Genomic DNA, 25,968 nt, shown 5'->3' on the forward strand with positions numbered 1-25,968 from the left:
CCTGGTTGAACTGCTCGTTCGACATGATCTGCAGACCAGGCCGGGCGAGCTCGGCGCGCATGAACAGCGCCATCACGCCACCGATGACGAAGAACACGAAGGACGTGGCCAGGTACAGCGTGCCGATCGTCTTGTGGTCCGTCGTCGTCAGCCACTTGACCACGACACTGCCGCGGTTCTGGCGCCGGACCGGCTGCTCGTCCTCGTAGTGGGACCCAGCTGCCGCGGCACCCTTGGGGTCATTCAGGATGCTCACAGTACGTTCGACTCCCGGTTCTTCTCGTGGCCCGCCTGCTCGATGCCGGACGGGACGTAACCGGTCTGCCCCTTCTTCACGAGGTCCTTGAGGTGCTGCTCGTAGCGCTCGGGGGAGACGACCTTCACGTTGAACAGCATCCGCGAGTGGTCGACGCCGCAGAGCTCGGCGCACTTGCCCAGGAAGGTGCCCTCCTTGTTGGGGGTCACCTCGAAGGCGTTGGTGTGGCCCGGGATGACGTCCTGCTTCATGAGGAACGGCACCACCCAGAAGGAGTGGATGACGTCACGGGAAGTCAGGATGAAGCGGACCCTCTTGCCCTCGGGGAGCCAGAGCGTCGGACCCGGGTTGTTCGTCTGCGGGTTCCGGGTGCCCGGGGTGCCGCAGTCGTAGGTGCCGCCGGCGTTGGCCGGGAAGTCCTTCTTGAACCGGTCCGGGATCGCGTCCAGGTCCGCGGAGGTCTTCGCGTCACCGGACGTACCGGCGACGGGCTCGATGTAGTTGAAGCACCAGCTCCACTGGAAGCCGACCACGTTGACCGTGACGTCCGGCTTCTTCTTGAGGCTGAGGAGCTCGGACTCGTCGCGGGCGGTGAAGTAGAACAGCACCGAGACGATGATGAGCGGGACCACGGTGTACAGCGCCTCGATGGGCATGTTGTACCGGGTCTGCGGAGGTACCTCGACCTTGGTGCGGCTGCGCCGGTGGAAGAAAGCACTCCACAGGATCAGACCCCACACCAGCACGCCGACGGCGAGCGCAGCCGCCCAGGACCCCTGCCACAGGGAGAGGATCCGCGGAGCCTCTTCCGTGGTCGGGGTGGGCATACCAAGGCGGGGGAAGTCTTCCCAGTTGTACGAGCAACCGGTGGCTGTCGCCAAGACCAGGCCCGCGGTCAGTGCCTGCAGCAGCTTCCGCCGCATCGGGCGCCGCGGCGAGCGGTCGGAGCCGTTGGGACTCACGTAGCGCCTTCCCGAGAGTCTCGCCCGCGCGGTTCGGCTGCGGCCTGGCCTTCTCGCTGGTCGGTCGCCGCCCTGCGTCGGGCAGGGGTTTGGATGTTTATGCGGACCAAACCCTAGCCGACGCCCTCCGGGGGTTCTCGGGGAGGGGTGCCTACTCACTCGGGTGGTTCGCTGATTTGGCGGCTGCGGGTCGTTTGTGGCTGTTCGCGCAGTTCCCCGCGCCCCCCGGGGGACGTCCGCGTGCCGGGCGTTCTAGCGTTGGCGTGTGGGTTACTTCGACGCTGCCTCCGCCGCTCCGCTTCATCCCGTCGCCCGTCAGGCCCTGCTGGCCTCCCTCGACGAAGGATGGGCGGATCCCGCGCGGTTGTACAAGGAGGGGCGGCGGGCGCGGCTGCTGCTCGACGCGGCGCGGGAGGCCGCCGCCGAGGCGGTGGGGTGCCGCCCGGACGAGCTGGTGTTCACCTCGTCCGGAACGCGTGCCGTGCACACGGGGATCGCGGGCGCCTCGGCCGGACGGCGACGGGTCGGACGCCACCTGATCGTGTCAGCGGTCGAACACTCCTCGGTACTCCATTCGGCCGAGCGGCACGAGGCGGAGGGCGGTTCGGTCAGCCGGGTGACGGTGGACCGGCACGGGGCGGTGGACCCCGAGGCCTACGCCGAGGCGCTGCGCCCCGACACGGCCCTGGCGTGCCTGCAGTCGGCCAACCACGAGGTGGGCACCGAACAGCCGGTCGCCGAGGTGGCCCGCCTGTGCCGGGAGGCCGGGGTGCCGTTGCTGGTGGACGCGGCCCAGTCGCTCGGCTGGGGGCCGGTGGACGGGGACTGGTCGCTGCTGACGGGCAGCGCGCACAAGTGGGGCGGGCCGTCCGGGGTCGGGCTGCTGGTGGTGCGCAAGGGGGTGCGCTTCGCGGCGCAAGGGCCGTCGGACGAGCGGGAGTCGGGGCGCGCGCCCGGTTTCGAGAACGTCCCGGCGATCGTGGCGGCGGCCGCGTCGCTGCGCGCCGTGCGGGCCGAGGCCGTCGAGGAGGCGCGGCGGCTGCGGGAGCTGACGGACCGGATCCGGGCCCGGGTGCCGCGGCTGGTGCCCGATGTCGAGGTGGTCGGCGACCCGGTGCGCCGCCTGCCCGGGGTCGTCACCTTCTCCTGCCTCTACGTCGACGGGGAGGCCCTGCTGCACGAACTGGACCGCGCCGATTTCTCCGTCTCGTCCGGATCGTCCTGCACGAGCAGCACGCTGACGCCCAGCCACGTCCTGCGCGCCATGGGTGTGCTGAGTGAGGGGAACGTGCGGGTCTCGCTGCCGATGGGGACGGCCGAGGAGGATGTGGAGAGGTTCCTGGAGGTGCTTCCCCGGGCGGTGGCGGCGGTCCGCGAGAAGCTGGGCGCGCCGGCCGCCACGGCGGTGGCCCGCGAGGAGGACGTCCTCGTCGTGGACTCCCTGGGCAAGCGGTGCCCGATTCCCGTCATCGAGCTGGCCAGGGTCATCGGGGACGTGCCGGTGGGCGGCCTGGTCCGGGTCCTGTCGGACGACGAGGCGGCCCGGCTGGACATCCCGGCGTGGTGCGAGATGCGGAACCAGGAGTACGTGGGCGAGGAGCCGGCGGACCAAGGAACGGCCTACTTGATCCGCCGGGCGAGCTGAGAGGCCCAGGGGTGCGGGGAACTGCGCGAAGCACGCGCCCGCACCCGTAGCCGCAGCCGCAGCCGCAGCCGACGATCAGCCCAGGTGCCCCCGGACCTCTTCGGCGGCCTCGTCCCCGTACGCCTTGGTGAACCGCTCCATGAAGTGCCCGCGCCGCAGCTGGTACTCCTGCGTCCCGACCGTCTCGATGACGAGGGTCGCCAGCATGCAGCCGACCTGCGCGGCCCGCTCCAGGGAGACGTCCCAGGCCAGGCCGGAGAGGAACCCGGCACGGAAGGCGTCGCCGACGCCGGTCGGATCGGCCTTGCGCTCCTCGTCCGGGGTGCCGACCTCGATGGGGTCCTCGCCGGCCCGCTCGATGCGCACGCCCCGCGCGCCGAGGGTGGTCACCCGGTGGCCGACCCGGGACAGGATCTCGGCGTCGGTCCAGCCGGTCTTGGTCTCGATGAGGCCCTTCTCGTACTCGTTGGAGAAGAGGTAGGTCGCCCCGTCCAGCAGGATGCGGATCTCCTCGCCGTCCATGCGGGCGATCTGCTGGGAGAAGTCCGCGGCGAACGGGATGTCCCGCGAGCGGCACTCCTCGGTGTGGCGGAGCATCGCCTCCGGGTCGTCGGCGCCGATGGAGACCAGGTCGAGACCGCCGACCCGGTCGGCGACCGTCTTGAGCTCGATGAGGCGGGCCTCGCTCATGGCGCCGGTGTAGAAGGAGCCGATCTGGTTGTGGTCGGCGTCGGTGGTGCACACGAAGCGGGCGGTGTGCAGCGTGTCGGAGATGCGGACGGAGTCGGTGTCGACGCCGTGCCGCTCCAGCCAGGCCCGGTACTCGTCGAAGTCCGCGCCCGCGGCGCCGACCAGGATCGGCCGGGTGCCGAGCTGTCCCATGCCGAAGGCGATGTTCGCGGCGACGCCGCCGCGGCGGACGTCCAGCTTGTCGACCAGGAACGACAGCGAGACCGTGTGCAGCTGGTCCGCTACGAGCTGGTCGGCGAAGCGGCCGGGGAAGGTCATGAGGTGGTCGGTGGCGATGGAGCCGGTGACTGCGATGCGCACGGCGTGGATTCTCCTGGGGGAGGCGGACCTTGACGTCTCACGCTATCGGGTGGGAGTGGCCGCTCTGAAGGCAACGAAACTACCCGATAGTAGATCTTTCTCCGTGCACCGGGGCGTGCATACGGTGCCGTTATGACGAACCTCAAGTTCCACACCACCGCTCCGGTCGACATGGAAGGCGATCTGGCCTCGCTGCCGGGTGAGGGGGCGCGGATGGCGCCGCACTGGGCGGCTCCCGAGCGGGTCGCCTCCCGGCCGGTCTCCCCGGCCCTGATCCACGGGGTGAAGGTGCCCGTCGCGTCGGCGCGGCTGCTCGACGCGATGTCGGACTACGGCGACTGAACGGCGCACGCACGGGAACCGCGAGCTCCCCCGCTGCGTCCCATCGCTGTCCCCCGTGAAGGGGAGACGGGATACGACCCACCAGCGGCCCTGATCCGGCCGGGCAGGGTCCCCTGGGACAGCTGTGCAGCCGAAGGAGCGATGCGGTGAACACCGAGCGACCCGACAACGACGACGCCGCGAGGGACCTGGGCGCCACCGCGGACGCCCACACGGCCGGCGAGCCGGGTCCCGAAGCCGACCCTTCGGCGGCGGCCGGGGCACCGGAAGGGGCGTCGGACGGTGCCGGGGGTTCTTCCGGGGATGCCGAGCAGGCCGAGACGGCCGCGGGAAGCGACACCGGGGACGCCGAGCCGCACCCGGAGCAGGCCCGGGACGCAGGGCCCGCCGAGGACACTGAGCCGCACGAGCAGGCCCGGGACACAGGGCCCGCCGAGGACGCCGAGCCGCACCCGGAGCAGGTCCGGGACGCAGGGCCCGCCGGGGACGCCGGAGTGAGCACCGGCCCCGCCGCCCGGGAGGCCCAAGCGGCCGAGGACCGGGAGCTTCACCCGCTGCCCGATCACGAGGATCGGGTCCCGCACGGCGGTGGCCGGCCCCGTACGCCCGTGCTCGTCGCGTCCGTCGCCGCGGCCGTCCTGCTGATCGGCGGGGGCGGCGCCTGGCTCGCCTCGAACGCGTCCGGCGGTACGGACGGCAAGGCCGCTCCCGGCGCGCCCGGCGGCGACGGCACTCCCCCGCCGCTGGCCCTCGACGGGTACTCGGAGTCCGCGCCGGGCGACGGCAACGGCATCGCGCCCGGCGAGCCCAACCCCTACGGCGCGACGTACCGCGTCGACGGCACGCTCCCGGCCGGCCCCCGCGAGGCCCCGGTGTACCGGGCCCGCGGTGAGGTCTCGAAGGACGACGTGGCCCGGCTGGCGAAGGCGCTCGGGGTCGAGGGCACGCCGGTCGCGCAGGGCGAGGCCTGGAAGGTCGGGGGCCAGGACGGTTCGGGACCGGCGCTTCAGGTGAACCGGCAGGCCCCGGGGGCCTGGACGTTCAGCCGCTACGCACCGGGCACCGACAACTGCAAGGGCGTCGACACCTGCAAGGGCTCGCAGGCGGCCGGCGGCGATCCCGTCGGCGAGGCGGAGGCGCGGCAGGCCGCCGCGCCGGTGCTGAAGGCGGTGGGTCAGGACCGCGCGAAACTCGACGCGAGCCAGGTCATGGGCGCCCAGCGGGTCGTGAACGCCGAGCCCCGGGTCGGCGGTCTGCCCACCCACGGCTGGACGACCGGGATCACCGTGGGCCCGGACGGCGAGGTCGTCGGCGGCAGCGGTCGGCTGCGGGCGCCGGTGAAGGGCGACACGTACCCCGTGGTCGGCGCCGAGAGGGCGCTGGAGCTGATGGAGGGGCAGCCGAAGGACGACCACCGGAAGGGCGTCGGCGGCTGCACCGGCCCCGTTCCACTGGAGGACCGCCCGGAGGAGCCCTGCGGCACACCGGCGAGCGGTGGGCCCGCGAAGGACACCGTGACGGTCGAGGACGCGGTGTTCGGGCTGGCCGCGCACCACGTGGACGGGCGTGAGGCGCTGGTGCCGTCCTGGCTGTTCGAGGTACGGGCACCGGGCGCGCAGGACCCGTTCACGGTGACGTACCCGGCGGTCGACCCGAAGTACCTGGCCTCTCCCTCGCCGGGCGAGCCGCAGGAGCGGCCGACCTCCGCGCCGGGGCCGCGCGAGGTGAAGGTGGACGGCTACCGGGCCGAGGGCGCGGAGCTGACGGTGTCGTTCACGGGCGGCGTGTGCGCCGACTACGACGTGACGGCGGCCGAGAAGGGCGACGAGGTGACGGTCACGGTGACCTCGACCCCGTGGCCGGACAAGGTGTGCGTCATGATCGCCAAGCAGTTCCAGAAGACTGTGCAGCTGGACGAGCCGCTCGGCGACCGCGGGGTCGTGGACGCGGACGGCAAGGCGGTCCCGCTGGCCAAGGAGGGTGCGCGGCTGCCCGCTCCGCCCACGCGGTAGTCCCGGGAAGCACGAAGGCGGCGACCCCGTCGGAGGGGGTCGCCGCCTTCGTCGCGTCCACGTGCCGCCGGAGCGGCCGGCCGGCTCAGCTGAAGGAGTCGCCGCAGGCGCAGGAACCCGTCGCGTTCGGGTTGTCGATCGTGAAGCCCTGCTTTTCGATGGTGTCCACGAAGTCGATCGTGGCACCACCCAGGTACGGGGCGCTCATGCGGTCGGTGACGACCTTCACACCGCCGAAGTCCTTCTCCACGTCGCCGTCCAGGGAACGCTCGTCGAAGAAGAGCTGGTAGCGCAGGCCGGAGCAGCCGCCGGGCTGGACGGCGACGCGCAGGGCGAGGTCGTCGCGGCCTTCCTGGTCGAGCAGCGCCTTGACCTTGGACGCGGCGGCGTCGGTCAGGATGATGCCGTCGGTGACGGTGCTGGTCTCGTCCGATACGGACATCTACATCTCTCCCGGGTTGTTCGGAGACTGCTTGCCGACGGTTGCAACCGGCGGGGCCTCGGATTCATTCCGGACCGGACGCTCGATCTCGGCTGCTTGCCATGCTCGCACACCCGCCCGGGAGCGGAAAACGGCTCTTTCCGGGCCTTGCGGGGAACAGACGGCCGCGGGCCGGGATTCACGTCACACAGACGCTATGGCCATCGTCAAAGTGACGTGAAGCGGTTATGATAGATAGCGTCAAATCGACGAAAAGTCGCAGAAACAGAAAGGGTGCGTGCCGTGACCACCGCCCAGACCCAGGACCTCGACGTACAGCCGACGCCCCTCGCCCTGCTGCTCCTCGGCCGCGAGGCCGATCCGCGGAGCGAGCGCGGCGTGGAGTGTCCCGGTGACCTGCCCTCGCCGTCCGACCCGGACCTGGTGGAGCGCGCCCGCAAGGCGAAGGAGAAGCTCGGGGACAAGGTCTTCGTGCTCGGCCACCACTACCAGCGCGACGAGGTCATCCAGTTCGCCGACGTGACGGGTGACTCCTTCAAGCTGGCCCGGGACGCGGCCGCCCGTCCGGAGGCCGAGTACATCGTCTTCTGCGGTGTGCACTTCATGGCGGAGTCCGCGGACATCCTCACCTTGGACGACCAGAAGGTCGTGCTGCCCGACCTCGCCGCCGGCTGCTCCATGGCCGACATGGCGACGGCCGAGCAGGTCGCCGAGTGCTGGGACGTGCTGACCGAGGCCGGCATAGCCGAGCAGGTCGTGCCCGTCTCGTACATGAACTCCTCCGCCGACATCAAGGCCTTCACCGGCAAGCACGGCGGCACGATCTGCACCTCGTCCAACGCCAAGCGGGCCCTGGACTGGGCCTTCGAGCAGGGGGAGAAGGTCCTCTTCCTGCCGGACCAGCACCTCGGCCGCAACACCGCCGTGCGGGACATGGGCATGTCCCTGGAGGACTGCGTCGTCTACAACCCGCACAAGCCGAACGGCGGCCTGACCGCCGACGAGCTGCGCGGCGCGAAGATGATCCTGTGGCGCGGCCACTGCTCGGTGCACGGCCGCTTCAGCCTGGACTCGGTGAACGACGTGCGCGAGCGCATCCCGGGCGTGAACGTCCTGGTGCACCCCGAGTGCAGGCACGAGGTCGTGGCCGCGGCCGACTACGTCGGTTCGACCGAGTACATCATCAAGGCCCTGGAGGCCGCGCCGGCCGGCTCCAAGTGGGCCATCGGCACGGAGCTGAACCTGGTCCGCCGCCTGGCGAACCGTTTCGCTCCGGAGGGCAAGGAGATCGTCTTCCTCGACAAGACGGTCTGCTTCTGCTCGACCATGAACCGCATCGACCTCCCCCACCTGGTCTGGGCCCTGGAGTCCCTGGCCGAGGGCAACCTCGTCAACCGCATCGAGGTGGACAAGGAGACGGAGGCGTTCGCGAAGCTGGCCCTGGAGCGGATGCTGGCGCTGCCGTAGCGAGCCCCGAGCGACGCGAAGGCCCACCCGGGTCGGTCCCCGGGTGGGCCTTCGTCGTGCCGCGGGCGGTCAGACCTGGGCCGGCTCCGGCTCAGGGGCGCTCTCCCCGGGCCCCGTGAGGCCCTTCTTCGCCGCGCGCTTCTTCGCCCGGCGCTCCTTGCGCAGCTCGACCATCGCGTACAGCGTCGGCACCAGCAGCAGCGTGAGCAGGGTCGACGTCACCAGGCCGCCGATCACCACCACGGCCAGCGGCTGGGCGATGAACCCGCCCTCGCCCGTGATGCCGAGAGCCATGGGCAGCAGCGCGAAGATCGTCGCCAGTGCCGTCATGAGGATCGGGCGCAGCCGGTGCCGGCCGCCCTCGATCACGGCCTCGACGACGCCGTGGCCCTGCTTGCGGTACTGGTTGATCAGGTCGATCAGGACGATCGCGTTGGTGACCACGATGCCGATCAGCATCAGCATGCCGATCATCGCCGGGACGCCCATCGGGGTGCCGGTGGCGATCAGCAGGCCGATCGCGCCGGTGGCGGCGAACGGGATGGAGACCAGCAGGATCAGCGGCTGGATCAGCGACCGGAAGGTGCCGACCAGCAGCATGAAGACGATCGCGATGGCCGCGAGCATCGCCAGGCCCAGGTTGGCGAACGCCTCGTCCTGGTCCTCGGAGACACCGCCGATGGAGGCGGTGGCGCCGTCCGGGAGCTTCAGCCCGCCGATCTTCGACTGGAGTGCGGCGCTGACCGCGCCGGTGTTGTCGCCGGTGGGCTTGGCGGTGATGGTGGCGGCGCGCTGGCCGTCGATGCGGGTCATCGAGACCGGCCCGTCGACCACCTTCACCGTCGCGATGTCACCGAGCTTCACCGAGGCCCCCAAACGCAGGTCCTCGAGCTGCTCCAGGGTCCGCGCGGGCTTCGCCGAGCGGATGACGACGTCGCGCTCGGTGTCGTCCAGCACGGCCTTGGCGGTGGGGGTACCGCGCACCGCCTGGGCGACCACGGCCCCGAGGCTCTGGTCGTCGAAACCGGCCGCGGCCGCCTTGGCGTTGGCCTTCACGGAGATGCGCGGGACGCTCTGCGACAGGTCGCTGGTGACGTCCCTGACGTCCTCGAGCGAGGCGACCGCCTTGCGGACCTCCTCGGACGCCGTGCGCAGGACCCCGGCGTCGGCGGCCTTCACGACCACGCTGAGGTCCTGGGCGCCGAAGCCGTCCCCGGCGGAGACGGTGGTGGTGCCGATGCCCTTCAGCCCGGCCAGGCCCTTCTCGATGTCCTGCTGGACGTCCTCGGCGGACGCGGAGTCCTCCAGGCTCACCTGGTAGGACGCCTGGTTGGAGTCCGTGCCGCCGCCGAAGGCGGCCATGAAGCCGGACGAGCCGATCGTGACCTGGTAGTCCTTCACGCCGTCGGTGTCCGCGAGCAGCCGCTCGACCTTCCTGGCCTGGGCGTCGGTGGCGGTCAGGCTGGCGCCGGGCTTCAGCTCCTGCTTGACGGTGAGGACCTCGACCTCGCCCTGGTCGAAGAAGTTGGTCTTCAGCAGCGGCGCCATGCCGAAGGTGCCGACCAGGACGACGACCGCGATGGCCACGCTGGTGAGGCGGCGGCGGGTGGCGAAGCGCAGGACCGGCACGTAGAAGCGCTGCAGGCGGCTCCGGGCCTCCTTCTCCTCGGCCAGCCGGCGCGCCTCGGCGGCGTCCTCGGGCGTGCCCTTGGGCGGACGCAGGAACCAGTACGACAGGACCGGCACGACCGTCAGCGAGACGAGGAGGGACGCCAGGAGGGCGGCCGTCACGGTGAGGCTGAACGAGCCGAACAGCTCGCCCACCATGCCGCCGACCAGGCCGATCGGCAGGAACACCGCGACCGTGGTGAGCGTCGAGGACGTCACCGCGCCGGCGACCTCGCGGACGGCGTTGAGGATGGCCGAATGGCGCTCCTCGCCGTAGCCGAGGTGCCGCTTGATGTTCTCCAGGACCACGATCGAGTCGTCGACGACCCGGCCGATGGCGATGGTCAGCGCGCCCAGGGTGAGGACGTTGAGCGACAGGTCCCGCGTCCACAGCACGATCAGCGCGAGGACCACGGACAGCGGGATGGACACCGCCGTCACGAGGGTGGAGCGGACCGAGGCGAGGAAGACGAGGATCACCAGGACCGCGAAGAGCAGACCGAGCGCGCCCTCGGTGGTCAGGCCCTCGATGGACTTCGACACGGCCGGGCCCTGGTCGCTGACGACCGTGAGGGTCGCGCCGGAGCCGAGGTCCTCGCGCAGGCCGGGCAGCTTGTCCTGGACGGCGTCGGAGATGGCGACCGCGCTGCCGTCGCGGTCCATGGTCACGGCGACGGCGAGGCTGGGCTTGCCGTCGGTGCGCGTGAGGGAGTCGGCCGGGGCCTCCTGCTGCTTCACCGTGGCCACGTCGCCGAGGCGCACCGGCTTGCCCTTGCCGGGCTCGCCCTTGACCATCAGGTCGCTGATCTGCCCGACGGAGGTGAAGCCGCCGCCGACCTGGACGGTGCGGTTGGCGCCGCCCTCGTCGAAGGAGCCGGCCGGGACGGTCGCGCCGCCCGCCCGGAGGGCCTCGCCGAGGGACTGCGCGGTCAGGCCGGCCTTCGCCAGCTTCGCGTCGTCGGGCGTGACGGTGACCTGGACGTCCCGCACGCCGTCGACGGTGACCTGACCGACGCCGTCGATGCTCTTCAGGTCCGGCACGACCGTCCTGTCGAGCTGGTCGGCCAGGGCCTGCTGGTCGCGGCCGGAGGTGACGGCCAGGACGACGGTCGGGATGTCGTCCGTGGAGCCGGCGACGACCTGCGGGTCGACGTCGTCCGGGAGCTGGACGCGGGCCCGGTTGACGGCCTGCTGGACGTCGGCGACCAGTTGCTCGGTGTCGTTGCCGTAGTCGAAGGACGCCATGATCACGGCGTTGCCCTCGCTGGCGGTGGAGGTGACGCCGCTGATGCCGTCGACGGCTTCGAGGTTGTCCTCGATGGGTTCGACGACCTGCTTCTCGACCACGTCCGGGGACGCGCCCTGGTAGGGCGCCAGGACGGACACCATGGGCAGTTCGATGGTGGGCAGCAGCTGCTGCTTGAGCTGGGGTATCGCGATCGCCCCGAAGACGAGCGCGATGATCGACATCAGCCCGATCAAGGCCCGTTGCGCGAGGCTGAACCTGGACAGCCAGGACATGGGTGAGGGTCTCTCTTCTGTTAACGGCAGAAGCGGCAGCGGACGCGCAGAGGAGCGCCCGTCCCTACACCCTGAGCCATGGGACAACGCTGTCCCGTAGGCCCCAGGTCCATTTCCTTATGCGGCGCATACTCCGCCCGCAGTACGCCCGGGTGGTGCTCACTCCACCCTCGGACGGACCAGACCGGACTCGTAGGCGATGACCACGAGCTGGGCCCGGTCGCGGGCGCCGAGCTTGGCCATGGCCCGGTTGACGTGCGTCTTCACCGTCAGCGGACTCACCTCCAGCCGCTCGGCGATCTCGTCGTTGGAGTGGCCGCCGGCCACCTGCACCAGCACCTCGCGCTCACGGACGGTGAGGGAGTCCAGGCGCTCGCCGCGGGCCGGGTCGCGATCGCCGTCGGCCGGGTCCTCCTGGGCGAGGAAGCGGGAGATCAGCCCGGTGGTGGCCGCCGGGGAGAGCAGGGCCTGGCCGCCGGCGGCGATCCGGATGGCGTTCAGCAGTTCCTCGGGCTCGGCGCCCTTGCCGAGGAAACCGGACGCCCCGGCGCGCAGCGACTGCACCACGTAGTCGTCGACCTCGAACGTCGTCAGGATGACCACCCGGACGTCCGCGAGCTCGGGGTCGGCGCTGATCATGCGCGTCGCCGCGAGACCGTCGGTGCCCGGCATCCGGATGTCCATGAGGACGACGTCGGCGTGGTGCTCCCTGGCCAGCCGCACCGCCTCCGCACCGTCGGACGCCTCCCCGACGACCTCCATGTCGGGCTCGGAGTCGACGAGCACGCGGAAGGCGCTGCGCAGCAGCGCCTGGTCGTCGGCGAGCAGGACACGGATGGTCATGCGGGGTCCTCCCCGTCGGATGTGCGGTTCTTGACGGGCAGGATCGCATGCACGCGGAAACCGCCTCCGTAGCGGGGACCGGTCGTGAGGGTGCCGCGCAGGGCGGTGACGCGCTCGCGCATGCCGAGCAGCCCGTGGCCGCCTCCGCTGCCGGGGGTCTCGTTGTCGCCGCTGCCGTCGTCGAGGACGGTGATCTCGACGTTCGGTCCGACGCGGACCACGCTGACCTCGGCCTTGGCCTGCGCCCCGGCGTGCTTCTGCACGTTGGTCAGGGCCTCCTGGATGATCCGGTAGGCGGCGAGGTCGACGGCCGCGGGCAGGGCGGTGCCCTGGTCGGCGCGGGCGACCTCGATGTGCAGGCCCGCGTTGCGGAAGGTGCCGGCGAGTTCGTCGAGGCGGTCGAGGCCCGGGGCGGGCTCGGTGGGGGCCTCCGGATCGCCGGACTGGCGGAGCAGGCCGACGGTGGCGCGCAGCTCGTTGAGCGCGGAGCGGCTGGCCTCACGGACGTGGGAGAGGGCCTCCTTGGCCTGGTCGGGGCGCTTGTCCATGACGTGGGCGGCGACCCCGGCCTGGACGTTGACCAGCGCGATGTGGTGGGCGACGACGTCGTGCAGGTCGCGGGCGATGCGCAGGCGCTCCTCGGCGACCCGGCGGCGGGCCTCCTCCTCCCGGGTGCGTTCGGCACGCTCGGCGCGTTCCCGGATGGCCTGGACGAAGGCGCGGCGGCTGCGGACGGCGTCGCCCGCGGTGGCGCCGATACCGGTCCAGGCGAAGATCGCCAGGTTCTCCTGGGCGTACCAAGGCAGGCTGCCGGCCGCCATGGCGGTGCCGGTGAGCACGGTCATGGTGAGCAGGCCGACGCGCCAGGTGGTGGGCCGGTCCGTGGTGGAGGCGACGGTGTACAGGGCGATGACGGCGGACATCGCCACCGGTGCGCGAGGGTCGGCCGTGACGGACTCGACGACGGACGCCGCGCCGGTGACGGCGAGGACCCGCAGCGGGGCGCGGCGGCGGAAGACCAGGGCCGCGGCGGCCAGGGCCATCAGCACCAGGCTGAGGGTGTCCGGGGTGCGCAGGACGCCCCAGCTGACGTTGTCCCGGTGCCGGGGCTCCACGAAGGATCCGGCGACCATGCAGACCAGGACGGCGGCGGCCAGGGCCGCGTCCACGGCCAGGGGGTGTGCCTTGGCCCGGCATCTGGCCCGCGCGAGTGTGCTCACGAGCGTTCACGGTATCCGGCTCGGGGTCCGTGCCCCCAGCCCTCCGCCGGCCGGAGCCGCCCGGAGCCCGGCCGCCGGGCGGACGGGCGGCCGGCGTCGGATGCAGCGCTCAGCCCGGGATCAGGCCGTCGTCGCTGAGGAGCTCCCGGACGTCCTCCAGCGTCGCGTCCGGGGAGGGCAGGATCAGCTCGGACGGCTCCAGGGAGTCGTCCGGCAGCGGTTCGCCGAGCTCGCGGACCCTGGCGAGCAGGGCCTGGAGGGTACGGCGGAAGCCCGGGCCGTCGCCCTTCTCCATCTCCGCGAGCAGTTCGTCGTCCAGCTTGTTCAGCTCGGCGAGGTGGCCGTCGGCCAGACTCACCTGGCCCTCCCCCATGATCCGTACGATCATGTCGCCTCCTAGGCGTGGACCCCTGCCCCTTGTCTGCTTGCCTACTGCTTGTCGAAGCGCGGGGTGTCCTGCGGCTGCTGCTGGGACTGCTGCCCGCTCGTGCCGCCCTCGATGGCCTGCTGCCCGGCGCTCGGGCCTCCGGCCAGCTCGGCCTTCATGCGCTGCAGTTCCAGCTCCACATCCGTACCACCGGAGAGCCGGTCCAGCTCGGCCTGGATGTCGTCCTTGTGCATGCCGGAGGGGTCGTCGAGGGCACCGGAGGCGAGCAGTTCGTCGATCGCGCCGGCACGGGCCTGGAGCTGGGCCGTCTTGTCCTCGGCGCGCTGGATGGCCAGGCCCACGTCGCCCATCTCCTCGGAGATGCCGGAGAACGCCTCGCCGATGCGGGTCTGCGCCTGGGCCGCCGTGTACGTGGCCTTGATCGTCTCCTTCTTCGTGCGGAAGGCGTCGACCTTGGCCTGGAGCCGCTGGGCCGCGAGGGTGAGCTTCTCCTCCTCGCCCTGGAGCGTGGCGTGCTGGGTCTCCAGATCGGTCACCTGCTGCTGGAGCGCGGCACGGCGGGAGAGCGCCTCGCGGGCGAGGTCCTCGCGGCCCAGCGCCAGGGCCTTGCGCCCCTGGTCCTCCAGCTTCCCCGACTGCGACTGCAGCTGGTTCAGTTGCAGTTCCAGGCGCTTGCGGCTGGTCGCCACGTCGGCGACACCGCGCCGCACCTTCTGGAGCAGCTCCAGCTGCTTCTGGTACGAGTAATCGAGGGTCTCGCGCGGGTCCTCGGCCCGGTCAAGGGCCTTGTTCGCCTTCGCGCGGAAGATCATCCCCATACGCTTCATGACACCGCTCATGGGCTTCGCGCGCCCCCTTCTGACCGACTCCGGCTGAGCTCCTGCGACAGAACCCACAGTACGGGCCCTGCATCCATTACCGCACTGTTCGGGGACGGATGCGCTCATCCCCAAGGACGACTGCGCGCGCTCCCGGTCCGGCGTAGGGAGTAGGTGGTACCCGGGGTCACCGGAGGGGGACCTCCGGGGGAACGACCGGGTGCGTGCGCAACGTCCCGTCTGTCCCCTTACAGACGACTGGTGTTGCCGGATCGTTCCCCGCCGGACTGGGGTCCATGCCCGTCAAGCCCTTACCCTTGGGTTTTGTGTTCCGTAGCCGTGCCAAGGAAGAGAAGGCCCAGGCCGCCGACAAGGCGCCGGTGAACTTCTCCAAGCAGCCCCGCGACCCGCAGGCCCCCAAGGGCCGCCCCACGCCGAAGCGCAGCCAGGCCCAGAGCCAGCGCCGCAGCGTGGCCAACACGTCGATGACGCGCAAGGACGCCGCCAAGCGCCAGCGCGAGGAGCGCCGCTCCGCCCTCGAGCGCCAGCGCCAGGCACTGGCGAGCGGCGACGAGCGGTACCTGCCCGCGCGTGACAAGGGACCGGTCCGCCGGTTCGCGCGCGACTTCATCGACTCGCGGTTCAACATCGCGGAGTTCTTCCTGCCGATGGCGGTGGTCATCCTCGTGCTGAGCATGGTGCGGGTGGCGTCGCTGCAGAACGTCGCGCTGCTGCTGTGGCTCGTGGTGATCGTGCTGATCGTGCTCGACTCGTTCGTCTCGGCCTTCCGCCTGAAGAAGCAGCTGAACGAGCGCTTCGCGGGTGAGAACAAGCGCGGCGCTGTCGCCTACGCCCTGATGCGCTCCCTCCAGATGCGTCGGCTCCGGCTGCCGAAGCCGCAGGTCAAGCGCGGAGAGCGGCCCTGACCACGACGCCGTTCTCCGGGGGTGCGGCGGACGCCTGGCTGGACAGGCTGGGCGGGCTGCGCGATGTCGTCCGGCAGGAGCTGGTGGCCCGCCAGCTGGACGAGCAGATAGTGGCCCGGTTCCCGGTCGGGCAGCGCCTGCGGGTGCTGGACGTCGGGATGGGCCAGGGCACGCAGGCGCTGCGGCTGGCACGGGCCGGGCACGAGGTGACGGGCCTGGAGCAGGACACGACGATGATCGCCGTGGCGCGGGAGTCCCTCGCCGGGGAACCGGAGGGCATCCGGGAGCGGATGCGGATCATCGAGGGCGACGGCCGGGACACCGGCGTGCACTTCCTGCCGGGCAGCTTCGACGTGGTGCTCTGCCACGGCGTCCTGATGTACGTGGAGGAGCCCGACCCGCTGCTGGCGGGGCTGGCCCGGGTGCTCGCGCCCGGCGGGCTGCTGTCCCTGCTGGTGCGCAACGGCGACGCCCTGGCCCTGCGTCCGGGACTGTCCGGTGACTGGGCGGGCGCGCTGGCCGCGTTCGACACGGTGGCCTACCGCAACCGCCTGGGGCTGGACGTGCGGGCGGACCGCCTGAAGGACCTGACGGCGACGCTCGCCGGGATCGGGGCGCCGCTGCACGCCTGGTATGGCGTGCGCGTGTTCACGGACACGGCCGCGGACGGCGCCGAGGTCCCCGCCGACGCGGAGACGCTGCTCGCGGTGGAGGAGAAGGCCGGGCGGACGGATCCGTACCGCGGGGTGGCGGCGCTGCTGCACCTGTGCGGCGTGCGGGGCTGATCCCGCCGTCCGGCACACGAGCGGAGGGGCGGGGACCGCGGGCCCCCGCCCCCGGGCTCACGCCTCGGCCGCGTGCAGGCTCATCGGCCCGTAGATCTCCGTGGCGTCCTCGAACAGCCGCACCTGGTCGGCGCCGCCCTCCTGGAGTTCCTTCCAGTGCTCCCCGATCCAGGACTCGGCGTCCCCCTGGGTGGTGAAGTCCTCCGGCGCCACCGCGGGCTGGACCTCCGTCCCGTCGGTCTTCTCGAACCGCCACGTCCATGCCGCCATGTACGCCTCCCATGCGTGTGAGCACATTGCACAGCGAGAAGCCGGAACAGGGTCCGGCTCCTGACCAGAGCCTAAGCGCTTCGCCGGGCGGGGCGGCACAGGCGGCCGGGTGCGCGCGTGACCCCTCGAGGGTGTCTCCGTCACGCGAGTCCCGCACGCGCGGGTGAGAATCGGGGCGTGGAACTGACTCTCCTCGGCACCGGCGCCCCCGCGGGACTCCCCCGCCCCGACTGTCCCTGCGCGGCCTGTGCGGTCGCCCTCGGTCCCGACGCGCGGGCGGCGACCGCGCTGCTGGTGGACGGGGTGCTGCTGCTCGACCTGACGCCCGGGGCGGCCTTCGCGGCGGCCCGGGCGGGTCGTTCCCTGGCCGGGGTCCGGCAGGCGCTGCTGTCCCATCCGCACGACGGGCCCGCGGTGGAGGTGCCGGCGGGGCTGCCGCAGCCCGGGCGGGTGCCGGACGGGCAGGAGTTGACGCTGCTGACGGGGCATCGGGTGCGGGCGACGGCACTCGACGCGCCCGGCACGGGCTACGCGGTGACGGGGCCGGAGGGGCAGCGGCTGCTGTACCTGCCGCCGGGCGGGGCGCCGGCCGGGATCGAGGGCCCGGCCGAGCCGTACGACATGGTCCTGGCGGACGTGGTGGGGCGGCCCGACGCGCTGGCGAAGCTGCGGGCGGTGGGCGCGGTGGGGCCGACGACCGACGTGGTCGCCGTCCACCTGGACCACGACGTGCCGCCCGGACCGGAGCTGGGGCGGCGGCTCGCCGCGGCCGGGGCCCGGGCCGTGCCGGACGGGACGACGCTGACGGTGGGCGTGTACGAGGACGTGCCGGACGTGCCGCGGCGGACGCTGGTGCTGGGCGGGGCGCGCTCGGGCAAGTCGGTGGAGGCCGAACGGCGCCTCGAGGCCTTCCCCGACGTGCTGTACGTGGCGACGGGCGGGTCGCGCAACGGGGACACCGAGTGGTCCTCGCGGGTGGCCGCGCACCGGGACCGGCGGCCCGGGTCGTGGCAGACGGTGGAGACCTGCGACCTGGTGCCGCTGCTGGCCGGGGAGGGGCCGCCGCTGCTGATCGACTGTCTGTCGCTGTGGCTGACCGACGCGATGGACTCCGTCGGGGCGTGGGACGACGCGGTGTGGGCGGAGCAGGGCGAGAAGGCGCTGCGGGAGCGGGTGCGGGAGCTGACGGAGGCGGTGCGGGCCACGCGGCGGACCGTGGTGGCCGTGTCGAACGAGGTGGGCTCGGGAATCGTGCCGGCGACCGCGTCGGGGCGCCGGTACCGGGACGAACTCGGGCGCCTGAACGCGCAGTTCGCCGACGAGTGCGAGCACGTGCTGCTGGTGGTGGCGGGGCAGGCGGTGGCCCTGCGGGGCTGACGCCGCGCGGGCCGGGGCCAGTCCTTCGGGCCGGGGCCGGTCGCGCTGGCCGGGGCCTGTCGCGCGGGTCCGGCCGGCCGGCCGTGCGGCGGCTCGGTTCCCGTCGCCCGGCCCGGGCGGGACCCGGTGCGTCCGGCTGCCGAGGCGGAGGAGCGCGCCGACCCGGAGTCTCGGCACGCTGCGACCGCGCCGCGCAGGGGCGTGCGGGGCTCCGCGACGCCGTACGGATCCGGACGACGGGTTTCAGGGGGTCTTGCGGGCGATCACCCGGTAGGTGTTGGCGAAGCGGGTGCGCCGGGCCACCGGGGCGATCAGATGGTCCGCGGCCGCCGCCAGCGCCACCAGGGGGACGCCCGCCCGCAGCAGGGCCGTGCGGGTGTGCCGGTGGAGCGGGGGCGGGGGGACGGCCCGCCAGGGGGTGTCCGGGGCCGGGAGGCCGTGGGAGATGGCCAGGGCCAGGGCGCCGGAGAGGTCGTGCGGGATGTGGACCGGGCGGTGGTCGAGCGTCAGGACCTCGCAGCCGGCCGACTCGAGTTCGGCGCGGAGGTTGCGCGGGGGCAGCAGGTGCAGGTGGCGGGGCTGGTCGTAGGGGAGCCACCAGCGGCCCAGGAGGGCGGCGAAGACGCTGCGGGGGCTGAGGGTCTCGACGATCAGGTGCCCGCCCGGGCGCAGCACGGTGAGCGCGGCCCGCAGTTCCGCCCGGGGGTCGGGCGTGCCCTCCAGGTGGTGGAGCATGCTGACCACGTCGTAGCGGCCGCGCAGCTCGCCGGCGATGCGGGGGTCCGTCAGCCGGCCGACGTGGGCCTCCTCGACGCGGTCGGCGGAGCGGGCGCGCACCACCCGGGGCGTGGGGTCCAGGCCGTCGAAGGCGGTGTAGGGGAAGTACCGCCGGGCCGTCGCCGGGAAGCGGGCGTGGCCGGTGCCGACGTCCAGCCAGCTCTCCGGCTCCCCGGTGCGCAGCATCGCCCGGGCGGCCGAGCGGTGCCGGCGGGGGCTGGCCCGCAGGGCGAGGAGGCCGTCGCTCGCCGGGTCCCGGGGCGCCCCGCGCACACTGCGGTGGTACAGGGCCAGGCCCTCGGCCGTGAGGCGGGGGTTCTGGAAGGTGTGGCCGCACTCGCGGCACTCGTCGACGGTGAAGACGCCCGGCTTGTACTCCCGTACGTCACCGGTCCGCAGCCGGTTGCGCAGTCGCGCGGAGCCGCACCAGGGGCAGTCCTCCCGGCGCGGTTCGTGGACCGGGGCGCTGGTGCGGGGGGCGGGGGGCGCGGAGGGGGCGGGACGGGCGGGCATGGGCGGCTCCCGGGCACGACGGCGTACGGCAGGACGGCGGGGATGCCCCGGGGATGAACATGTAGGACAATCCGCGCGAAAGGGAACGTATGGGATGCCGGTGCCGGGTGCAACGATGACGTCCCGGCGGAGTCGTGACGTGGCGCCCTGCCGTTCGACCACGGCCGGTACTGTTCGGCGAATGAGCTCGCTTAATCTCGACGACTTCTCCGATCTGATCGAGCGTCCGGACGGCGGGATCCGCCGTGACGCCGAGGCGCGCCGGGAGCGACAGGTCGTGCCGCCCGGGTCGCTGGGCCGGCTGGACGACCTGGGTGAGTGGCTGGCCGCGGCGCAGTCGGCGGTGCCGGTGCGGCCGGTGGAACGGCCGCGGGTGGTGCTCTTCGCCGGCGATCACGGCGTCGCCGCCCTGGGCGTCTCGGCCCGCCCGGCGGGCGGCGCGGCGGAGTCGGTGCGCGAGGTGCTGGAGGGCGGGCGGCCGGTGTCGGTCCTCGCCCGCCGCCTGGGCGTGCCCGTACGGATCGTCGACATGGCCCTGGACTGCGACCCGGAGACCCTGCCCGAGGACGTCGTACGCCATCGGGTGCGGCGCGGCAGCGGGCGGATCGACATCGAGGACGCGCTGAGCCTCGACGAGGCCGAGGCAGCCTTCCGGGCCGGGATGGCGGTGGCCGACGAGGAGGCCGACTCGGGCACGGACCTGGTGGTGCTCGGCGACGTGAGCGTCGGCGGGACCACGGCGGCGGGCGTGCTGGTCGCCGCGCTGTGCGGGGTCGACGCGTCGGTGGTCACCGGGCGCGGCGGGCAGGCCGTCGACGACCTGGCGTGGATGCGCAAGTGCGCGGCCATCCGGGACGCGCTGCGCCGGGCCCGGCCGGTGCTCGGGGACCAGATGCAGCTGCTGGCGACGGTGGGCGGCGCCGACCTCGCGGCCATGACGGGCTTCCTGTTGCAGTGCGCGGTGCGCAAGCTGCCCGTGGTGCTCGACGGCGTGGTGACGGCCGCGTGCGCGCTGGTCGGGCAGCGGATCGCGTTCCGGGCGCCGGACTGGTGGCTGGCCGCGCACGACAGCGGTGAGCCCGGGCAGGCCAAGGCGCTGGACCGGATGGCGCTGGAGCCGCTGCTCGGCCACGGCGTGACCGTCGGGGAGGGCACCGGCGGGCTGCTGGCCCTGCCGCTGGTGCAGGCGGCGGCCGCGCTGGCCGCGGAACTGCCCGAGCGGCCGAAGGAGTCCGAGGCGGCCGACGCGTCGCCCGCCCCGGAGGTTCCCGCCGAGTCGTAGGCACGCCGGAGATCCAGGTCACGCACGCCCGGCTCAACGTCGTCCCGTTCCGGTCGGTCTTGGAACACGGTGTCGGTTTGACTGATTCACGGACAACCGCACCCGCACCCGGACCACCGCACCGACGAGGACGGCCCGATGAGCACGCTCGCCCGCTGGGCCCGCGCCGAATGGGGGCCGTTGGCCGCCGCGGTGCGCGGGCCGCTGGCGCGGCGGCGGTGGCGGGCCGTGCCGCTGGCGGTCACGTCCGTGTGCCTCACGGCGGCGCTGCACTTCGCGGACGGCCGGGAGTGGGGCCACCGGTTCGTGCAGAACGCCGGGGGCGTGCGGGCCGAGGACCCGTTGTGGCTGGCGCTGCTGCGCACGCCGCTGTCCCTGTTCGTGCCCGCGCTGGACCTGCCGGTCTGGGGTGCGCTCGTGCAGCTGCTGCTGGTGTTCGGGATCGCGGAGCTGTGCCTGGGCCGCCGGCGGACCCTGGCGATCGCCTACGTCGCCACGCTCGCCGGCACCCTCTACGCCCGGCTGGGCATCTGGCTGGGACCGGACTCGCCGCTCGGCCTGCCCGCCTCGGACGCGCGGGTGGTGGACACCGGGCCGTCGGCGGCCGTGGTGGGCCTGGCCGTCTTCGTCGGCTGGCGCCTGCGCGCCTTCGTCACCGCCGGGCTGGTGATCGCGGCGATGGTGGCCGAGGTCGCGCTGAAGGCGAACCTAGCGGGCAAGGAGCACCTCGCCGCGATCGCGGCCGTACTGGTGCTGTGCGCGGCCGGCGAGGTGCGTCAGCGGCGTTCGAGGGCGCGGGCGGGCTCGGGGTCCGGGGCGCCGCCGATCCAGTCCTGAAAGGCGCGCCGGGGGCCCACCCAGCGACGGTCGTGGTGATAGGCGCGCAGGCCGGACTTGGCCCGGGCACGGGGGCGGTTGCGGTAGAACCGCTTGGCCCACGGGGAGGCCGGGCGGGCCAGCCGTACGGCGCCGACCAGCGCCACGAGCGGGACGATCACGCCCAGGACGGCCATGCGGACCTTGCCCTTGAACAGGGCGATGAGGGCGAAGCCGAAGTTCACCAGGACGTTGGCGAGGACGGCGGCGCGGTTCTGCTGCTGGTCCTCGGTGAGGTCGTCCACCCCGAGGGGCGAGAAGCCGATCAGGAGCAGCCCGACGAGGGCGGCGGTGAGCACCACCATCTCCACGCTCTTGCGTCCGTCCGGGGTCCAGTAGACGTCGGCCAGGTGCAGCACGAGGGCGAACTCGTCCAGCACGAGGCCCGCGCCGATGCCGAACAGCACCGCCGCCAGGCACGAGCCGAAGCCGTGCTGCCCGCCCGCGACCGCGCCGAAGCCGCCGACGAGCGTCAGGATGACCCCGGGGACCACGTGGTGGACGTGGACGCCTCCGCTGCTGATGTTGCCGAAGGGGCCCTTGCCGGCCCGGATCAGTCGGGTGATGCCCCGGGTGATCACGAAGGTCAGTACGAAGGCGACGAGGGCGAGGAGCAGCGGAAGCTTGCCGGGTTCGATGATGTTCCGCGACAGCCATCCCATATGTGAACTTTATCCTCGCCTGCCGTCACCGCTCTCCTGACCGGCCGGTAGCCTGCGCCGGTGCCCAGAACCTCGCCCCTCGACGGCCTCCGTTTCGCCTTCGGCACCCTGACGGTGTTCCCGGTCCGGGTGACCCGGTGGGATCGCGAGGCGGCCCGCGGCGGCATGCTGTGCGCCCCGCTCGCCGGCCTGGCCGTGGGCGCGGCCGCGGCCGGCCTCGGACTGCTGCTGCTGGTCCTGGGCGCGGGCACGCCGCTCGCCGCGGTGGCGACGGTCGCCGTGCCGGCGGCCCTCACCCGGGGCCTGCACCTCGACGGGCTCGCGGACACCGCGGACGGGCTGGGCAGCGGCAAGCCCGCGGAGGGCGCCCTGCGGATCATGAAGCAGTCGGACATCGGGCCGTTCGGCGTGATCACCCTGGTCCTGGTCCTGCTCGGCCAGGCCGCCGCGCTCGCCCAGTCCTACGAGGACTCCTGGACCCGGGGCGCCTGCGCCGCGGTCCTGTCGGCGACGGTGGCCCGGCTTGCGCTGACGCTGGCGGCCCGGTCCGGTGTCCCCGCGGCCCGGCCGGAGGGGCTCGGGGCGGCGGTGGCGGGCGTGGTGCCGGTGCGGGCGGCCGCGGCCGCCGGACTCCTGGTGGCGCTGGCGGCGGCAGCGGCGGGCGGCGCCTGCGGACCGTACGGGGCGCTGCGGGCCGTCCTCGCGGTGGTCCTGGCCCTGGTCGCCGCCGAGGCACTCCTGCGGCACTGCATCCGCCGTCTCGGCGGGATCACCGGGGACGTCTTCGGCGGGCTGGCGGAGACGGCCGCGACCACGGCGCTGGTCGTTGTCTCACTGGGCTGAAACGATCTCCCCGCCGTCCTCCTGCCGTCACCACGGTCGTGGACCTCTCCGTGTCGCTCCCCCGGGCGCCGGTCGCTCGCGGACCGGCTCGCGGGCACCTCGGTGACCGGCACCGGCTTCAGCACGCCCGGCGCCACACCCCCAGTTCGTACTTCTTGAGCAGCGAACTCAGCCGCATGCGGCGGGAGTCGGGGCAGAAGCGGCCGGTGGGCAGCTCGTACTCGACGTGGAAGACGGCCTTGTCCGCGTCGACGAACGGCTTCAGCGCCGCGCACTCCCCGTACTGGGCGCACTGCTCGTTGACCGCGAAGTCGAAGTCCCCGACGAGCTCCGGGATCTGGTCCAGGTCGTTCTTCAGCCCGACGGCCAGACCGCGCTCGTGGGCCAGGCGGGCGATCAGGCGGTTGTAGCGGAGCTGGTCCGCGGCGGTGAGGGGGAAGCCGGTGTCGTTCCGGTAGCCGTCCATGTTGTCCGGTTCCACCGCGTCGAAGCCCTTGTCCCGGCACATGTCGATCCGGGCGGCCATCAGCGGCCGCAGGACGTCGGTGCGGCGGATGTCGAGCCAGCGCTCGCCCTTCCAGCCGTTGCCGCGGCCCAGCACGGACGCCGGGAACTTCTTCGCGTCCGGCCGGAACTCCTCCCAGGCGCCGGTGGAGAGGTAGCAGATGACCTTGCGGCCGTCGTCGTGCAGCCGGGCGACCGTGTCCGCGGAGTGGTCGTAGCCGTCGATGTCGTAGACCGGCACGTCGACGGAGGTGTCCAGGCGTCCGCTGAGCTGCCACTGCCAGTCGGTGCCGGGGCGGGGCTGCCAGCGCGGGCCGGACCCGTCGTCCGGGGGCCCCGAACAGCCCGCGAGCAGCAGGGCGAGCAGGACCAGGAGCAGGGACGGGCGTCTCACGAGGCGTTCTCCGCAGGGGGGTTCGGGGCGGGGCGGGGGTGTCCCCGACGATCATCCCCCGCCCCGCCGGGCCCGGTTCACCGGTGCGGGGAACCGGGCATGGCCGCCGGGCCACGGGCAGGTGAACGCACGCGGGGCATGAGCCGGGCGGGCCACGCGCGTAGTCTCGTCGTCGAGTGTTCGCCGTACCGGGGAAGGCCCCGTGACCACCGGCCCCAGGGGCCGGACTAGGGTCGGCTCGGGCCCGGTCGACCCACACCGTTCGACCACCGCAACTTCACATCGGAAGCGAGATTTCACCACCGTGACTGCTCTCACTCTCAGCACCGCCGCGGCGCCCGGTCTGCGGGCCGACGCCATCGTGATCGGTGTGGCCAAGGGTGCCAAGGGACCGGTCGTCGCGCCGGGCGCCGAGGCCGTGGACAAGGCGTACGACGGCAGGCTCGCCGGCGTCCTGGAGACTCTCGGCGCCTCCGGTGCCGAGGGCGAGTCGACGAAGCTGCCGGCGCCGTCCGGCTTCAAGGCCCCGCTCGTGCTGGCGGTGGGCCTGGGCGCGGTGCCCGAGAAGGACGCCGACTACGCCGCCGAGGCCCTGCGCAAGGCCGCCGGCGTCGCCGCCCGCGCCCTGGCCGGTCTCAAGAAGGCCGCCTTCGCCCTGCCCCTGACCGACGCCGCCGACGTGGCCGCGATCGGCGAGGGCGCGCTGCTCGGCGCGTACTCCTTCGACGCGTACAAGGAGAACGGCAAGGACGCCCGGTCCGGGAACGGCAAGGCGCCCCTCGCCGAGGCCACGCTGCTCGGCGGCAAGCCCCGCGACAAGGCCCACAAGGCGGCCGTCGAGCGGGCCGTCGCCGTGGCCGAGGAGCTGAACCGCGCCCGCGACCTCATCAACACCCCGCCGAACGACCTCAACCCCGAGGCGTTCGCCGCGATCGCCCAGGCCGCGGCCAAGGAACACGGCATCAAGGTGCAGGTGCTCGACGAGAAGGCCCTCGTCAAGGGCGGCTACGGCGGCATCCTCGGCGTCGGGGCGGGCTCCGCGTCCGGTCCGCGCCTGGTGAAGCTGTCCTACACCTCCTCCAAGGCCAAGAAGCACCTCGCTCTCGTCGGCAAGGGGATCACCTACGACTCGGGCGGCATCTCGCTGAAGCCGGCCGGCCACAACGAGACGATGAAGTGCGACATGAGCGGCGCCGCCGCGGTGTTCGCCGCGGTCGTCGCCGCCGCGCGCCTCGGCCTGGAGGTCAACGTCACCGGCTGGCTGGCGCTCGCCGAGAACATGCCCTCCGGGTCCGCGACCCGTCCGGGTGACGTGCTGCGCATGTACAGCGGCAAGACCGTCGAGGTCCTCAACACGGACGCGGAGGGCCGCCTGGTGCTGGCCGACGCGCTGTGGGCCGCGTCGCAGGAGAAGCCGGACGCGATCATCGACGTGGCGACCCTGACCGGGGCGATGGTGCTGGCGCTGGGCAACCGGACGTTCGGGATCATGGGCAACGACGACGCCTTCCGCACGGCGGTGCTGGAGGCCGCCGAGGAGGTCGGGGAGCCGGCGTGGCCGATGCCGCTGCCGGAGCACCTGCGCAAGGGCATGGACTCGCCGACGGCCGACATCGCGAACATGGGTGAGCGGATGGGCGGCGGCCTGGTCGCCGGTCTGTTCCTGCGCGAGTTCGTGGGCGAGGGCATCACCTGGGCGCACCTGGACATCGCCGGGCCGGCCTTCAACGAGGGCGGGCCGTTCGGTTACACGCCGAAGGGTGGCACGGGGACGGCCGTGCGGACGCTGGTGCGGCTGGCGGAGCTGACGGCTGCCGGCGACCTTGGCTGAGTTCGCCTCTTAGCTCGGTCTCGCCCGTCGTGCGGCGAGTGCGGGGGCGTGGGGGCTGTTCGCGCAGTTCCCCGCGCCCCTTGGGCGCTGCCCTCCGGCATCTCGTGGGGTGGCTCAATTGAACGTGGGGTGTCTCACACCGCAGCCCGGCGTCTCCTTGTGTGCCGACAAGTGCGAAGATGGGGCTCGGCAGGACAGGGCCCCACCGAAGGGCCGAAGAACGAGCGGCCGGACACCAGCCGCCTGCCGGTCACTGACGACCGGCTCACGGCGCACATGCATGGAGGACGTGAC

Annotated in this window: 23 protein-coding genes and 1 pseudogene; 11 read left to right on the forward strand and 13 right to left on the reverse strand. The window is 72.9% G+C overall.

All coding sequences use genetic code 11. The features are described 5' to 3' along the window. Window positions 1-256: pseudogene (locus ACZ4M5_RS04090) on the reverse strand (aa3-type cytochrome oxidase subunit I); the annotation flags it as partial. Continuing rightward, a complete protein-coding gene (gene ctaC, locus ACZ4M5_RS04095) occupies window positions 253-1,218 on the reverse strand; it encodes an aa3-type cytochrome oxidase subunit II (RefSeq protein WP_369196144.1) in 966 nt (321 codons plus the stop codon). The gene ctaC and the pseudogene ACZ4M5_RS04090, both read right to left, overlap by 4 nt. A 265-nt stretch (window positions 1,219-1,483) precedes the next feature. Between ctaC and ACZ4M5_RS04100 the strand changes: the two genes are divergently transcribed. Next, complete coding sequence (locus tag ACZ4M5_RS04100; RefSeq protein ID WP_467732884.1) at window positions 1,484-2,863, forward strand: aminotransferase class V-fold PLP-dependent enzyme; 1,380 nt, start codon at window positions 1,484-1,486, stop codon at window positions 2,861-2,863. A gap of 75 nt (window positions 2,864-2,938) precedes the next feature. On the opposite strand, the gene ACZ4M5_RS04105 is transcribed toward ACZ4M5_RS04100, so the two are convergent. Further along, window positions 2,939-3,913: a carbohydrate kinase family protein gene (locus tag ACZ4M5_RS04105; protein ID WP_398111199.1), complete on the reverse strand. Its 975-nt coding sequence runs from the start codon at window positions 3,911-3,913 to the stop codon at window positions 2,939-2,941. A gap of 132 nt (window positions 3,914-4,045) precedes the next feature. Here ACZ4M5_RS04105 and ACZ4M5_RS04110 point away from each other — a divergent pair, with 132 nt between their 5' ends. Both ACZ4M5_RS04110 and ACZ4M5_RS04115 read left to right on the forward strand, forming a co-directional pair. Next, entirely contained in the window at window positions 4,046-4,255 is a 210-nt protein-coding gene (locus ACZ4M5_RS04110) for a hypothetical protein (RefSeq protein WP_467732886.1), read from the forward strand. Between the two features lie 146 nt (window positions 4,256-4,401). Next, window positions 4,402-6,267 carry a hypothetical protein gene (locus ACZ4M5_RS04115; RefSeq protein WP_467732888.1) on the forward strand — a complete coding sequence of 622 codons (1,866 nt, stop codon included), beginning with the start codon at window positions 4,402-4,404 and terminating at the stop codon, window positions 6,265-6,267. Between the two features lie 85 nt (window positions 6,268-6,352). On the opposite strand, the gene ACZ4M5_RS04120 is transcribed toward ACZ4M5_RS04115, so the two are convergent. Beyond that, entirely contained in the window at window positions 6,353-6,709 is a 357-nt protein-coding gene (locus ACZ4M5_RS04120) for a HesB/IscA family protein (RefSeq protein WP_010037217.1), read from the reverse strand. A 282-nt stretch (window positions 6,710-6,991) separates the two neighbouring features. On the opposite strand from ACZ4M5_RS04120, the gene nadA reads away from it, so the two are divergent. Next, on the forward strand, window positions 6,992-8,176 hold the full coding sequence (nadA, locus tag ACZ4M5_RS04125) for a quinolinate synthase NadA (RefSeq protein WP_467732890.1): 1,185 nt from the start codon (window positions 6,992-6,994) through the stop codon (window positions 8,174-8,176). A gap of 69 nt (window positions 8,177-8,245) precedes the next feature. Here nadA and ACZ4M5_RS04130 read toward each other — a convergent pair whose 3' ends face one another. From ACZ4M5_RS04130 to ACZ4M5_RS04150, 5 genes are all read right to left on the reverse strand, one after another. After that, complete coding sequence (locus tag ACZ4M5_RS04130) at window positions 8,246-11,365, reverse strand: efflux RND transporter permease subunit (protein WP_467732892.1); 3,120 nt, start codon at window positions 11,363-11,365, stop codon at window positions 8,246-8,248. 159 nt (window positions 11,366-11,524) lie between these two features. After that, entirely contained in the window at window positions 11,525-12,208 is a 684-nt protein-coding gene (locus tag ACZ4M5_RS04135) for a response regulator (RefSeq protein WP_467732894.1), read from the reverse strand. After that, on the reverse strand, window positions 12,205-13,428 hold the full coding sequence (locus ACZ4M5_RS04140) for a sensor histidine kinase (RefSeq protein ID WP_467732896.1): 1,224 nt from the start codon (window positions 13,426-13,428) through the stop codon (window positions 12,205-12,207). Before ACZ4M5_RS04140 ends, ACZ4M5_RS04135 begins: the two co-directional genes overlap by 4 nt. Window positions 13,429-13,537: 109 nt before the next feature. Continuing rightward, window positions 13,538-13,816 carry a PspA-associated protein PspAA gene (gene pspAA, locus ACZ4M5_RS04145; protein WP_467732898.1) on the reverse strand — a complete coding sequence of 93 codons (279 nt, stop codon included), beginning with the start codon at window positions 13,814-13,816 and terminating at the stop codon, window positions 13,538-13,540. Between the two features lie 41 nt (window positions 13,817-13,857). After that, window positions 13,858-14,628, reverse strand: a complete 771-nt coding sequence (locus ACZ4M5_RS04150; protein ID WP_467734227.1) for a PspA/IM30 family protein — start codon at window positions 14,626-14,628, stop codon at window positions 13,858-13,860. Between the two features lie 332 nt (window positions 14,629-14,960). Here ACZ4M5_RS04150 and ACZ4M5_RS04155 point away from each other — a divergent pair, with 332 nt between their 5' ends. Together ACZ4M5_RS04155 and ACZ4M5_RS04160 are read left to right on the forward strand one after the other, a co-directional pair. Continuing rightward, window positions 14,961-15,560, forward strand: coding sequence for a DUF3043 domain-containing protein (locus ACZ4M5_RS04155; protein ID WP_467732900.1), 600 nt, complete (start codon window positions 14,961-14,963; stop codon window positions 15,558-15,560). 83 nt (window positions 15,561-15,643) lie between these two features. Beyond that, on the forward strand, window positions 15,644-16,345 hold the full coding sequence (locus ACZ4M5_RS04160; RefSeq protein WP_467732902.1) for a class I SAM-dependent methyltransferase: 702 nt from the start codon (window positions 15,644-15,646) through the stop codon (window positions 16,343-16,345). Window positions 16,346-16,402: 57 nt separating this feature from the next. Here ACZ4M5_RS04160 and ACZ4M5_RS04165 read toward each other — a convergent pair whose 3' ends face one another. After that, window positions 16,403-16,615 carry a hypothetical protein gene (locus ACZ4M5_RS04165; RefSeq protein WP_376323609.1) on the reverse strand — a complete coding sequence of 71 codons (213 nt, stop codon included), beginning with the start codon at window positions 16,613-16,615 and terminating at the stop codon, window positions 16,403-16,405. Window positions 16,616-16,792: 177 nt separating this feature from the next. On the opposite strand from ACZ4M5_RS04165, the gene ACZ4M5_RS04170 reads away from it, so the two are divergent. Then, window positions 16,793-17,992 carry a bifunctional adenosylcobinamide kinase/adenosylcobinamide-phosphate guanylyltransferase gene (locus ACZ4M5_RS04170; protein WP_467732904.1) on the forward strand — a complete coding sequence of 400 codons (1,200 nt, stop codon included), beginning with the start codon at window positions 16,793-16,795 and terminating at the stop codon, window positions 17,990-17,992. 243 nt (window positions 17,993-18,235) lie between these two features. Here the strand turns inward: ACZ4M5_RS04170 and ACZ4M5_RS04175 are convergent, their stop codons facing one another. Continuing rightward, on the reverse strand, window positions 18,236-19,282 hold the full coding sequence (locus tag ACZ4M5_RS04175; RefSeq protein WP_467732906.1) for a class I SAM-dependent methyltransferase: 1,047 nt from the start codon (window positions 19,280-19,282) through the stop codon (window positions 18,236-18,238). Between the two features lie 181 nt (window positions 19,283-19,463). Here ACZ4M5_RS04175 and cobT point away from each other — a divergent pair, with 181 nt between their 5' ends. After that, entirely contained in the window at window positions 19,464-20,564 is a 1,101-nt protein-coding gene (gene cobT / locus ACZ4M5_RS04180) for a nicotinate-nucleotide--dimethylbenzimidazole phosphoribosyltransferase (RefSeq protein ID WP_467732908.1), read from the forward strand. A 138-nt stretch (window positions 20,565-20,702) separates the two neighbouring features. Beyond that, window positions 20,703-21,401 carry a hypothetical protein gene (locus ACZ4M5_RS04185; RefSeq protein WP_467732910.1) on the forward strand — a complete coding sequence of 233 codons (699 nt, stop codon included), beginning with the start codon at window positions 20,703-20,705 and terminating at the stop codon, window positions 21,399-21,401. Here the strand turns inward: ACZ4M5_RS04185 and ACZ4M5_RS04190 are convergent. Then, window positions 21,341-22,102: a hypothetical protein gene (locus ACZ4M5_RS04190; protein WP_467732912.1), complete on the reverse strand. Its 762-nt coding sequence runs from the start codon at window positions 22,100-22,102 to the stop codon at window positions 21,341-21,343. The two genes, ACZ4M5_RS04185 and ACZ4M5_RS04190, sit on opposite strands and share 61 nt — an antisense overlap. A 60-nt stretch (window positions 22,103-22,162) precedes the next feature. On the opposite strand from ACZ4M5_RS04190, the gene ACZ4M5_RS04195 reads away from it, so the two are divergent. Then, complete coding sequence (locus tag ACZ4M5_RS04195) at window positions 22,163-22,945, forward strand: adenosylcobinamide-GDP ribazoletransferase (protein WP_467732914.1); 783 nt, start codon at window positions 22,163-22,165, stop codon at window positions 22,943-22,945. 118 nt (window positions 22,946-23,063) lie between these two features. Here ACZ4M5_RS04195 and ACZ4M5_RS04200 read toward each other — a convergent pair whose 3' ends face one another. Beyond that, entirely contained in the window at window positions 23,064-23,843 is a 780-nt protein-coding gene (locus tag ACZ4M5_RS04200) for an endo alpha-1,4 polygalactosaminidase (protein ID WP_467732916.1), read from the reverse strand. Window positions 23,844-24,147: 304 nt separating this feature from the next. Here ACZ4M5_RS04200 and ACZ4M5_RS04205 point away from each other — a divergent pair, with 304 nt between their 5' ends. Then, window positions 24,148-25,674, forward strand: coding sequence for a leucyl aminopeptidase (locus ACZ4M5_RS04205; RefSeq protein WP_467732918.1), 1,527 nt, complete (start codon window positions 24,148-24,150; stop codon window positions 25,672-25,674). Window positions 25,675-25,968 lie beyond the last annotated feature (294 nt).

This window comes from Streptomyces sp. NPDC026246, assembly GCF_055567995.1.

Coding starts and splice junctions, on each gene's coding strand:
- ACZ4M5_RS04185 (WP_467732910.1), top strand. CDS start 20,703: ATGAGCACGCTCGCCCGCTGGGCCCGCGCCGAATGGGGGCCGTTGGCC.
- ACZ4M5_RS04130 (WP_467732892.1), bottom strand. CDS start 11,365: ATGTCCTGGCTGTCCAGGTTCAGCCTCGCGCAACGGGCCTTGATCGGG.
- cobT (WP_467732908.1), top strand. CDS start 19,464: ATGAGCTCGCTTAATCTCGACGACTTCTCCGATCTGATCGAGCGTCCG.
- ACZ4M5_RS04190 (WP_467732912.1), bottom strand. CDS start 22,102: ATGGGATGGCTGTCGCGGAACATCATCGAACCCGGCAAGCTTCCGCTG.
- ACZ4M5_RS04150 (WP_467734227.1), bottom strand. CDS start 14,628: ATGATCTTCCGCGCGAAGGCGAACAAGGCCCTTGACCGGGCCGAGGAC.
- ACZ4M5_RS04110 (WP_467732886.1), top strand. CDS start 4,046: ATGACGAACCTCAAGTTCCACACCACCGCTCCGGTCGACATGGAAGGC.
- ACZ4M5_RS04120 (WP_010037217.1), bottom strand. CDS start 6,709: ATGTCCGTATCGGACGAGACCAGCACCGTCACCGACGGCATCATCCTG.
- ACZ4M5_RS04175 (WP_467732906.1), bottom strand. CDS start 19,282: ATGCCCGCCCGTCCCGCCCCCTCCGCGCCCCCCGCCCCCCGCACCAGC.
- ACZ4M5_RS04165 (WP_376323609.1), bottom strand. CDS start 16,615: ATGGCGGCATGGACGTGGCGGTTCGAGAAGACCGACGGGACGGAGGTC.
- pspAA (WP_467732898.1), bottom strand. CDS start 13,816: ATGATCGTACGGATCATGGGGGAGGGCCAGGTGAGTCTGGCCGACGGC.
- ACZ4M5_RS04135 (WP_467732894.1), bottom strand. CDS start 12,208: ATGACCATCCGTGTCCTGCTCGCCGACGACCAGGCGCTGCTGCGCAGC.